General features: G+C 37.6%; 8 protein-coding genes and 2 pseudogenes. 9 read left to right on the top strand and 1 reads right to left on the bottom strand.

The genetic code is table 11. The features are described 5' to 3' along the window. Window positions 1–45: 45 nt before the first annotated feature. Entirely contained in the window at window positions 46–885 is an 840-nt protein-coding gene (locus tag QZ359_RS00435) for a helix-turn-helix transcriptional regulator (RefSeq protein ID WP_293949689.1), read from the bottom strand. Between the two features lie 200 nt (window positions 886–1,085). On the opposite strand from QZ359_RS00435, the pseudogene QZ359_RS00430 reads away from it, so the two are divergent. The 9 genes and pseudogenes from QZ359_RS00430 to QZ359_RS00390 all read left to right on the top strand — a co-directional run. Next, window positions 1,086–1,938, top strand: a pseudogene (locus QZ359_RS00430) (ABC transporter ATP-binding protein). A gap of 15 nt (window positions 1,939–1,953) precedes the next feature. Then, complete coding sequence (locus QZ359_RS00425; protein WP_265491950.1) at window positions 1,954–2,682, top strand: hypothetical protein; 729 nt, start codon at window positions 1,954–1,956, stop codon at window positions 2,680–2,682. A 502-nt stretch (window positions 2,683–3,184) separates the two neighbouring features. Continuing rightward, window positions 3,185–3,772, top strand: a complete 588-nt coding sequence (locus QZ359_RS00420; protein WP_101776625.1) for a hypothetical protein — start codon at window positions 3,185–3,187, stop codon at window positions 3,770–3,772. 149 nt (window positions 3,773–3,921) lie between these two features. Beyond that, window positions 3,922–6,030, top strand: a complete 2,109-nt coding sequence (locus QZ359_RS00415; RefSeq protein WP_101776624.1) for an amino acid ABC transporter permease — start codon at window positions 3,922–3,924, stop codon at window positions 6,028–6,030. Further along, the gene (locus QZ359_RS00410) at window positions 6,027–6,668 is read left to right on the top strand and encodes an ABC transporter ATP-binding protein (RefSeq protein ID WP_101776623.1); all 642 of its coding nucleotides are present in this window, start codon (window positions 6,027–6,029) and stop codon (window positions 6,666–6,668) included. Before QZ359_RS00415 ends, QZ359_RS00410 begins: the two co-directional genes overlap by 4 nt. Before the next feature lie 206 nt (window positions 6,669–6,874). Beyond that, complete coding sequence (locus QZ359_RS00405) at window positions 6,875–7,681, top strand: ABC transporter substrate-binding protein (RefSeq protein WP_101776622.1); 807 nt, start codon at window positions 6,875–6,877, stop codon at window positions 7,679–7,681. A gap of 16 nt (window positions 7,682–7,697) precedes the next feature. Then, window positions 7,698–8,894 (top strand): argininosuccinate synthase, encoded by a 1,197-nt coding sequence (locus QZ359_RS00400; RefSeq protein WP_101776634.1) that lies wholly within the window; start codon window positions 7,698–7,700, stop codon window positions 8,892–8,894. 28 nt (window positions 8,895–8,922) lie between these two features. Continuing rightward, window positions 8,923–10,317, top strand: a complete 1,395-nt coding sequence (gene argH, locus QZ359_RS00395) for an argininosuccinate lyase (protein WP_293949678.1) — start codon at window positions 8,923–8,925, stop codon at window positions 10,315–10,317. A gap of 422 nt (window positions 10,318–10,739) precedes the next feature. Continuing rightward, a pseudogene (locus QZ359_RS00390) lies at window positions 10,740–11,197 on the top strand (tRNA 2-thiouridine(34) synthase MnmA); the annotation flags it as partial.

Genomic DNA, 11,197 nt, shown 5'->3' with positions numbered 1-11,197 from the left:
AAAAAAGGCTCCATAATATCCATAGGGGGTTACCCACTACAAATATTATAGAGCCTCTTTTTTGAGATGAGACAGCATAGAAGTTTCCTCGGTCAGCTCTAGAAGTGAGAAACCTTTTTGGATAAGTCTAGCCTCATCCCTACAAATCCCGATACGGACATAGCAGATAGCAAGCCTATCGTAGCTTTTCTTGTTCTTAGCGTCCTCTAGTAAAGTATAGCAGATTTGTTGACACATGTTTTTGTCTTGATGGTATAAGTAAATGGTGGACAGATTGAGTAGGATTGCCATTCGTAAGTCATATAAATGTTGGTAGTTTTTATAGACTTCCAAGCGTTGCAAGATTTTTCCAGTGATGAGATGGAGGTGTTCAATAGGAAAGCTGAAAAGGATGGTATTGAGGATTTTTAGGTCATTTTCATACCATGTATCTTGTTTTTCAATTTTTTCCCAAAGTTTTTTGACAATCTGTTTCACTTGGTCTGACAGTTGCTCTGTACCATGTTGACGGATATGAATGACAACTTCAAGCATATCCCTGATTTCTTCTATAGGTAGGTCGTGGCGGGTTTTGAGATAGTCTTGGCATTTTTGAAATAGTTTTTCGAGTTCACTAGTCCCTAGGGTTGAGCTCATATTGAGATAGGTTTGCATGATTTCTGTTCGTTGGCTCGGTTGATAGAGGTGGCAGATATAGTCAAACTCTTCAAAACTCATATTGATTTGCCGGAGAAGAAACTCCATATTTTCATATTTGGGAGTTACTTTACCACTTTCAATTTTTGATAAGCTGGTTCTTGAGAGAACCTCCCCACAGACCTCTTCTTGGGTCAATCCTTTTGACTCACGTATTTCTTTATAGACTTTTCCGAAATCATAACGCATGGGCTTTCTCCTTTTTGTGAAAAAAGTTAACAAATAATAAAATCCTATTAAAAATATTGTATCATAGTAATATAAAAAGTAAAAAAGAAAGCTAAAATAATGTGTGAAAAAAGTTAACTAATTTTAAAATAGAGTAAAGAAGAGGTATACTATATTATATCAGGACAAGTTATTTAATTCTAAAAGATATTAATGGAGGAATAAAAAATGGAAGTTATAAATGTAAGTAAGCATTATGGTCATTCAATCATTCTCAAAGATATAAATTTTGCACTTAACAAGGGTGAAATTGTTGGTCTAGTAGGGAGAAATGGAGTTGGTAAGAGTACGTTGATGAAAATTCTTGTTCAGAATAATCAACCGACTTCAGGGAATATTATAAGTAGTGATAATGTTGGGTATTTAATCGAAGAACCAAAATTATTTTTATCTAAAACAGGTTTTGAGAATTTAAAATATTTGTCAAATTTATATGGTGTTGACTACAATCAAGAAAGATTTGGAAGTTTGATCCAAGAGTTAGATTTGAGTCAGTCTATTAATAAAAAAGTAAAGACCTATTCTTTGGGTACAAAACAAAAATTAGCTTTGCTTCTAACTCTTGTTACGGAACCTGATATATTGATTTTAGATGAACCGACTAATGGTTTAGATATTGAATCATCACAAATAGTTTTAGCGGTTCTAAACAATTTAGCTTTACATGAAAATGTGGGAATTTTAATATCGAGTCATAAATTAGAAGATATTGAAGAAATTTGTGAAAGGGTTCTTTTCTTGGAGAACGGGCTGTTGACATTTCAAAAAGTAGGAAAAGATAGTCATAATTGCTTGTTTGAGATAGCTTTTTCATCAGCTACAGATAGAGACATTTTCATTACCAAACAAGAATTTGGGGATATTGTTCAGGAAGAGGGACTGAGAATTACTATGTCTGGGAATATTCAAAGTAGTGAGCTTTTTAAATTTTTTAACGAAAACTCTATTAAAGTAGTTGATTTTGAAACTAAAAAAGAGACGCTTAAAGATATTTATCTAAATCGTTCAAAATAAAGGAAGGTTATAATCATGAAATTAAATAAATTGAATTTTCTTAAGGAAAATATAAGAGATTTATATTCATCAGGCGTAATATATCTCGGTTTGATTATCTCGTTTATACCGCCGATATTGGTTACATTCTTTATTCTAAAGACTCAAGGGACATCGCTTGGTATTAAGCATATTTCAAACTTTTATGCTATGCTCGGTATGTTAATGGCTGTTATACATGCTAATCGAGTCATTAGTAGAGATTTTTCCCACAATACGATAAGTTTGTTTTATAATCAACAGAAGAATCGGATGATTTACGTCTTGTCTAATTTTCTATATGCCATCTCAGTTTCCATTATTTATGCTTTGAATGGCATTGTGCTACTAGTCATCGTAAGTAAATTGGGTGTTCCAGGTGATTTAGGATTAGATTTTATAGTAGCCATTGTAGTCAATACAATTTTGTTAGTCCTATTTTATTTTCTATTATCTTACATTTTCTATTTATACAAATTGAAAAGTGGCTTGGTATTTGGTATTTTAGTAGCTTTACTACTCTTTATCCCTAATATATTAAATACGATTATGATGAATACTAGTAATGATTTGTTTATCAAAGCAATTGAACTTCTTCCTTTTTATTCCTTACCTGTATTTGTGGCTTCAAATACGATGTCTATTAGTCAGTATCTTGTGGTAATCACTACAATCATTTTATTGTATTTTTTCACTCTCAAGAAAAGCAAGGAGTATTCATTTTAGTTTCATTTAGTATTATTTACCGTCTCAAAATCTAGCAAAAAATAAAAAGATGTTGCGCTGACTAAAGAAAATTAGAATGTATAACAGAGGTAAACAGATAATTGTAGGGGAATTAAGCCTTCTATTGATGAGCATGAATTTTCTTATAACATTATCCAACAAACTGACCTATGAAACTTCAAAAATTCAAAAACCACACGGTATTCCTTTCAACTTGATTGTATTCAAGACTGAAACTACTTGAAAATATTTAATATTTTTCTTTAATTACTTGACAGGTTATATATGTTGATTTATAATATAGGTAAAATAGGGATTGTGTAAGCGTTAACAAATACAATACCCTTAACTTTGTATTCAGCAAAGAATTATGATGCAGCTAGAAAAGAAAGAATTCTAGCTTGATACAATGTCACCAGTTTTATTTAAAGTTGTTATGGAACTATTTTCAAAATAGATAGGCCTCTGTTTTAGGCGGAAAAGTTAATCAGGAGGTTAAGTGATGAACTACAATGTAAAATATCTCTTATCAGGAATATTTATTATAGTCTTTATAGGTTTTCTAGTCTGGATGCGTTATTTTAATCAGAGGAAGGAAGAAGAGCATTCGGATATGTCTTTTGAAGCGAGATTAGACAGTGAGGTTAAGACATTATATAAACAACTAGGATTGGGTGAGGAGCCTCACTATTTCTTAGCTTATCGTTACCTACATCCCTGGTTTAATTTGGCGATTTTACCACCAACAGTTGAAATTTTCTTAACTAAAATAGCGTTGGTGATGGTAACTCCAGATGAACTACTGATAAGAAATCTTGGGGATGGGATGACTTTCACAAGTGAGCATCATCGTGATTTGCGGCAAGGACTTATCCGCATTCCAAAATCAGAGATGAAAGAATTTGAGATTCGTAACTGGAAAAGAGTTTTTATATTTGGCGATTTTTTGACAATTAAAACAAGCCAACATAGCTATTATTTGCAGGTTAGAGATGATGGACTTCAAAAAGGAAGTCTTTCTACCAAACACTTCTCCGACTTGAAACGACAAGATTTTCTCGGATTATTGACAGATAAACGGACATTTTGATAGACGATTGCTCAAAAAACTAACCTCTAAACATTCAAAAACCACACAGTGTTTTCAGCCTTGAACACAATTAAGCTGAGAGAATCACTGTGTGGCTTTATTGGAAAGTTAGTTTTTCCCAGTTTCGTCTCTTCACGGGAGGTATCTCTATGAAAAAAATCAGTCATCTTTGTATGCTCCTGCTTTTGCTGTGTACTACGTTTTTTGTCCTGAATGTAAATGTTACACGTGAAATAGTGCGGATTCAGGAGATGGGCAAGACAACCTATTCATTTGACTTGTACTTGAAAGATGTCACTAAACCGACAGAAACGATTCTCCAATTTTTTGAAGAGGTTGCAAATCAAGACAAGGTCTCTATTATCAAAGTAGATAATGGCGATGAAGCCGTCAAGGCTGGTGTTTTTAATAAGGAAACCTTCCCCTATCAGGAGTTCGGTCTGACTTCTCTTGATTTTTCAAAGAATGAGAAGGGGGTCTACAGCAACCAGGATCTTCCCAATAATCTAGGAACCATTCCCACCTTTTTAAAGGTGAAACTCATTCGACTCCAGACCTTCCAATCTTATATTGAGGATAAATCCCATACTGTAAATGGGCGTTACATGATTACCTCCAGCAAAGAGATAGATCGCGATACCATTCTACAAAAGTGGAGTGATTTTTTCCAGATAGATAAGACGATTTTATTAGAACCCACTTACCGAAGTCAGGTTGGAGTGCTAAATCAAGCTTTGTTACTATCTATCATTATCTTTATCTTGGCAATCTTGCTTGTGATTTTAATGACAGTTTATCAGCCGATGATGGAGATGAAACGAGTGGGGGTTCAAAAGTTACTTGGTTTTCAAAGCAGGGCGATTTTAGCTGGTTTTGTAAAGACTAATTTTTATCTTCTCTTGGGTGGAAGTCTTGTCATTGACTTGGGACTATTTTTAGTGCTGGACTACAGGCCAAAACTTTTGTTTCCAAGTTTACTCTTATCCCAATTTCTGCTTTTACAGTTGTATTTGTTCATCAGTTGGCTGACCTACCTGATGATTCAGAAAATGACAGTCAGTTCCATGTTGAAAGGTTTTTCATCTGTCAAACTTGGTCTCATCTTCAATTATGTGATGAAAATAGGGACAACTATTTTACTGACGGTTTTACTGATTGGGGTAGGCAAAAGTCTAGAACAAGAAAACAAAGAACTTGCTTATCAGCAACAGTGGGTAAGCCAAGGCAATTACCTGACCTTAGAAACCTTCAAACTCAATGATAACCTGTGGCAAGAAGAGCTAGCAGGGTCAGGGAAATCTACAGATTATTTCTACCAATTTTATCAAGACTTGCTAGCAAAAATACAAGTAAATTATGTGCGAAGTGCGAGTCTTCCTATCAAACCAGTCATCAAATCAGAACAAGTGCAGCACTACCAACTGCCTGATAAGGTAGATGTTTACTATGCAAACCGTCAATTTTTAGAAAGTCAGGGCTTTAAGCTACCTGATATCGGCACTAAAAAGGTGATCTTGTTGCCAGCTAGTGATAAAGGACAAGAAGGCAAGAATCAGTTCTTGGGAAAATCCATCGCCTATCTTTCTATGAGGTATGAAGATCAGCAAAAGCAAACAATAGAAGATATGGATGTAGAAATTGCCTACTATGAAGGAGATTGGTCTTTCTTCCCTTATAACAATGAGCGAAAGGAAAATCTCCACAATCCAATCATTAGTCTGGTAAATGATCAAGACATGATGTGGGAAGAAAAGACTCGCTTGTCAACGACAGGTTTAAACAATCCGATGAAAGTTGAAAATACAGAACAAAATCAAAAAGTGATTACGGAGTTAGTTGAGAAATTATCAGATGGGAATTATTTAAAATTTTCATCGATTCAAGCAATTCAAGAGGGGATGGTTGATACCTATCGGGATTCTGTTCGTAATTTTAACGTTCTGTTTGCCTTATTTGCTCTTCTCAGTATGATTGTCTCCTACTTTTTACTCGTTACTACTTTCTTGTTGAAGCGCAGGGATATCATTACCAAGAAGTTTATGGGGTGGAAACTGGTCGATCGCTACCGTCCTCTCTTAGTTCTGCTCTTGCTGGGCTATAGTCTCCCTCTTCTAGTCTTGATTTTCTTTGCCCATGCGCTCTTGCCACTTCTACTGTTTGCAGGTTTTACATGTTTGGATATACTATTTGTGCTAGCCTTGGCTTCTAGGATGGAGAAAAGAAGTCTAGTAGAATTATTGAAAGGGGGCATCTTATGATTGAGTTGGAAAATATTACCAAAACCATTGGGGGAAAAGTGATTTTGGATCACTTGTCTCTTAGGATTGATCAGGGGGATTTGGTAGCCATTGTTGGTAAGAGTGGTAGTGGTAAGTCGACCTTGTTAAATTTATTAGGTTTAATAGATGGTGATTATAGCGGACGGTATGAGATTTTTGGTCAGACAACTCTAGCGGTCAATTCTGCTAAATCACAAACAATAATCCGTGAACATATCTCTTATCTGTTTCAAAATTTTGCCCTGATTGATGATGAAACGGTCGAGTACAATCTCATGTTGGCGATGAAATATGTGAAATTGTCTAAGAAAGACAAGCTCAAAAAGGTGGAAGAGATTTTAGAGAGAGTAGGTTTGTCAGCTACGTTGCATCAAAAGGTCTCCGAGTTGTCTGGTGGCGAACAACAACGAATTGCAGTTGCTAGAGCCATCTTAAAACCCAGCCAGCTGATTTTAGCCGATGAACCAACAGGTTCTCTGGATCCTGAAAATAGAGATTTGGTCTTGAAGTTTCTCTTAGAGATGAATCGCGAGGGGAAAACAGTCATTATTGTGACCCACGATGCTTATGTAGCCCAACAATGTCATCGTGTCATTGAATTGGGCGAGGGGAAATGAGTTCGTTCGGCTTCTTTTGACTGGCTGAATACTCATGTTTTCCAGAGAGAAATAGCATAAATACGCCTAGGAATAACATTTTTATGTAGTATTTCTAGGTTTTTTTGTTTCAAATTGAAAATTTTTTCAATTTAGGCTTGACAAACGATGAGGATAGGAGTATTATTTATACAACCAAAAAGAATAAACATAAAGGAGGCTTTGTTATGAATAAGATGAAGAAGGTGTTGATGACGATGTTTGGTTTAGTGATGCTCCCCCTACTATTTGCTTGTAGTAACAATCAATCGGCTGGAATTGAAGCCATCAAGTCCAAAGGAAAATTGGTTGTAGCCCTCAATCCAGATTTTGCTCCATTTGAATACCAAAAAGTGGTTGATGGGAAAAATCAGATTGTGGGTTCAGATATCGAATTAGCCAAGTCTATCGCAACAGAACTAGGTGTCGAATTGGAACTATCTCCCATGAGTTTTGACAATGTACTGGCTAGTGTTCAATCAGGAAAAGCCGATCTTGCCATATCTGGTGTTTCTAAGACAGATGAACGGAGCAAGGTGTTCGATTTTTCAACTCCCTACTATACTTCAAAAAATAAGCTCATTGTCAAAAAATCTGATTTAGCAACTTATCAGTCTGTCAACGACTTGGCGCAGAAAAAGGTCGGAGCACAGAAAGGTTCGATTCAAGAGACGATGGCGAAAGATTTGCTACAAAATTCATCCCTCGTATCTCTGCCTAAAAATGGGAATTTAATTACAGATTTAAAATCAGGACAAGTGGATGCCGTTATTTTTGAAGAACCAGTTGCCAAGGGATTTGTGGAAAATAATCCTGATTTAGCAATCGCAGACCTCAATTTTGAAAAAGAGCAAGATGATTCCTATGCGGTCGCCATGAAAAAAGATAGCAAGGAATTGAAAGAGGCAGTAGATAAAACCATTCAAAAGTTGAAGGAGTCTGGGGAATTAGACAAACTCATTGAGGATGCATTTAAAGCGTCCATTGAAAAATAGAAAGAAGGAAAAGAACATGAGTAAAGAAAAAGTAATTTTGGCCTATTCTGGCGGTTTAGACACATCAGTTGCTATTACCTGGTTAAAGAAAGACTATGATGTTGTTGCAGTTTGTATGGATGTGGGTGAAGGGAAAGACTTAGATTTCATCCATGATAAGGCTCTCAAGGTTGGGGCAGTCGAATCTTATGTTATTGATGTTAAGGACGAATTTGCTACAGATTATGTGCTAGTGGCTCTTCAGTCACATGCCTATTATGAACAAAAGTACCCCTTGGTATCTGCCTTGAGCCGCCCTCTTATTTCTAAAAAATTGGTTGAAATCGCGCATCAGACAGGAGCGACTACAATTGCTCATGGTTGTACAGGTAAGGGGAATGACCAAGTGCGCTTTGAAGTATCGATTGCAGCCTTGGATCCCAATTTAAAAGTGGTTGCGCCAGTTCGTGAATGGAAATGGTCTCGGGAGGAAGAAATTCATTATGCCAAGGAAAATGGGGTACCTGTTCCTGCTGACCTTGACAATCCCTACTCTGTCGACCAAAATCTTTGGGGACGTGCCAATGAGTGTGGTATTTTGGAAAATCCATGGAATCAGGCTCCAGAAGAAGCCTTTGGTATCACAACTTCTCCAGAGGCGGCTCCAGATACGCCAGAATACATTGAGATTGAGTTTAGTGAAGGTGTTCCAGTTTCCCTCAATGGAGAAGAGCTAAAATTGGCAGATTTGATTCAAAAACTCAATGAAATAGCTGGGAAACATGGGGTTGGACGGATTGATCACGTGGAAAATCGTTTGGTTGGGATTAAATCAAGAGAAATCTATGAATGCCCAGGGGCAGTGACCTTGCTGACAGCTCATAAGGAAATTGAGGACTTGACGCTTGTGAGAGAAGTGGCTCATTTTAAACCAATCATAGAAAATGAATTATCAAATCTCATTTATAATGCTTTGTGGTTTAGTCCGGCTACGCAAGCCTTGATTGCTTATATTAAAGAGACTCAAAAAGTTGTCAATGGGACTGCAAAAGTCAAACTCTATAAGGGGAGCGCTCAGGTCGTGGCTCGGAAGTCACCAAATTCTCTTTACGATGAAAATTTGGCGACGTATACCAGTGCAGATACCTTTGACCAAGATGCAGCTGTTGGCTTTATTAAGTTATGGGGACTTCCAACCAAGGTTCATTCTGAGGTTCAAAAAAGCGCCAAATAGGGCGATTGACTAGAGAGGTGGATGTGATATGGCTAAGAATACAAAATTATGGGGTGGTCGCTTTGAAGGTACTGTCGAAGACTGGGTAGAGCGCTTTGGTGCGAGTATATCTTTTGACCAGAAATTAGCTAAATTTGATGTGATTGGTTCCTTAGCCCACGTTCAGATGTTGGGTCAGACGGGCATTTTGAGTTTGAATGAGTCAGAAAAGATTCAAGCAGGCTTGAAAGAGCTCTTAGAAGAGCTAGAGGCAGGCCAACTTGACTTTGATATCGCAAACGAAGATATTCATATGAATATGGAAGTGTTGCTGACAGAAAAAATTGGTCCCCTTGCAGGGAAGCTACATACAGCTCGTTCTCGAAATGACCAAGTTGCGACAGATATGCACTTGTATCTCAAGGAGCAACTAGGCCATGTCCTAGATAAACTGGCCCATCTCAAGGGTGTTTTATTAGACTTGGCAGAAAATCATGTGGAGACGATCATGCCGGGCTATACCCATCTGCAACATGCCCAGCCTATTAGTTTTGCCCACCACCTGATGGCTTACTACAATATGTTTCAGAGAGACAGTGAACGTTTTGAATTTAACCAGAAGCATACAGATCTATGCCCTCTAGGTGCGGCAGCTTTGGCAGGGACGACTTTCCCCATTGATCGCCAATTGTCTAGCGATTTGTTAGAGTTTAAGCAACCTTATACAAATTCTTTGGATGCTGTTAGTGACCGCGATTTTATCTTAGAATTTCTATCAAATGCCAGCATACTCATGATGCACATGAGCCGTTTTTGCGAAGAAATGATCAATTGGTGTAGCTTTGAGTACCAATTCATTACCTTATCAGATACGTTTACAACAGGTTCCTCTATTATGCCCCAAAAGAAAAATCCAGATATGGCTGAGTTGATTCGAGGAAAGACTGGTAGAGTTTATGGGAATCTGTTTGGACTATTGACAGTCATGAAGTCCTTGCCTTTAGCTTATAATAAGGATCTGCAAGAGGATAAGGAAGGGATGTTTGATACGGTCGAAACGATTTTAAATTCCCTTGATGTGTTGGCCGGTATGTTATCTAGCTTGCAGGTAAACAAGGAAAAAATGCAAGAGTCTACAGAGAAGGACTTTTCAAATGCGACTGAGTTGGCAGATTATTTGGCAGGGAAAGGTTTGCCATTTAGAGAAGCTCATGAGGTTGTGGGAAGATTAGTGTTAGACTCTATCAAGTCTGCTAAAAATATTCAAGATTGGACTTTGGAGGAATTACAAACCTATCATTCCCTCATTGCCGAGGATATTTATGTCTACTTGCAACCTAAAACTGCTGTTCAAAGACGAAATTCCTTGGGAGGTACAGGATTTGACCAAGTGAGATACCAGATTGCAGTCGCTAAGAGAGCGAATGAAGCTAGAAAGTGCTAGAGTGATAGGTTCAGAATAAGAGGTTGGCAGATTATCAGCCTCTTTCTTGTCTTCTCCAACCAAGCATGTTATAATGAATACTGCTCAAGCGACCTTCAATCGTTAAGCACACACGACCTTCAATCGTGAACTAGTCATTTCGTTTATCTTTTATTACGTCGTTAACTCGAAATGAGATGCAAGCTGAGCTTGTCTGATTTATAACCTCAATCAGTCTCCCAGACTGATTGAGCGAACTCAAGTTATGCTTGCGACTCGTTACCTATCATATTTTCATTTTAAGATGATAGGCTAAAATGGTCTCCCAGACCATTTTACTACTAAAAGCAAACGAAAAGACTATACTCAAATAAATTCTATTGAAAGTCATAGTAAATAGAATTTTGAGGGGTATAAATAAACGAATAGATGGGAGACTTACCATGAGTGATAACTCTAAAACACGTGTTGTCGTGGGGATGAGTGGTGGTGTTGATTCGTCGGTGACGGCTCTTTTACTCAAGGAGCAGGGCTACGATGTGATCGGTATCTTCATGAAGAACTGGGATGACACAGATGAAAATGGCGTTTGTACGGCGACCGAAGATTACAAGGATGTAGCTGCGGTGGCAGACCAGATTGGCATTCCCTACTACTCTGTCAATTTTGAAAAAGAGTACTGGGACCGCGTTTTTGAGTATTTCCTAGCGGAATACCGTGCAGGGCGCACGCCAAATCCAGACGTTATGTGCAACAAGGAAATAAAGTTCAAGGCCTTTCTGGACTATGCCATGACCTTGGGAGCAGACTATGTAGCGACTGGGCATTATGCCCGAGTGGCGCGTGATGAGGATGGCATCGTTCACATGCTTCGTGGCGTGGACAATGGCAAGGATCAGAC

The organism is Streptococcus sp. (assembly GCF_019414905.1).
GTDB lineage: Bacteria > Bacillota > Bacilli > Lactobacillales > Streptococcaceae > Streptococcus.
This window is presented reverse-complemented; position numbering and strand designations above follow the sequence as displayed.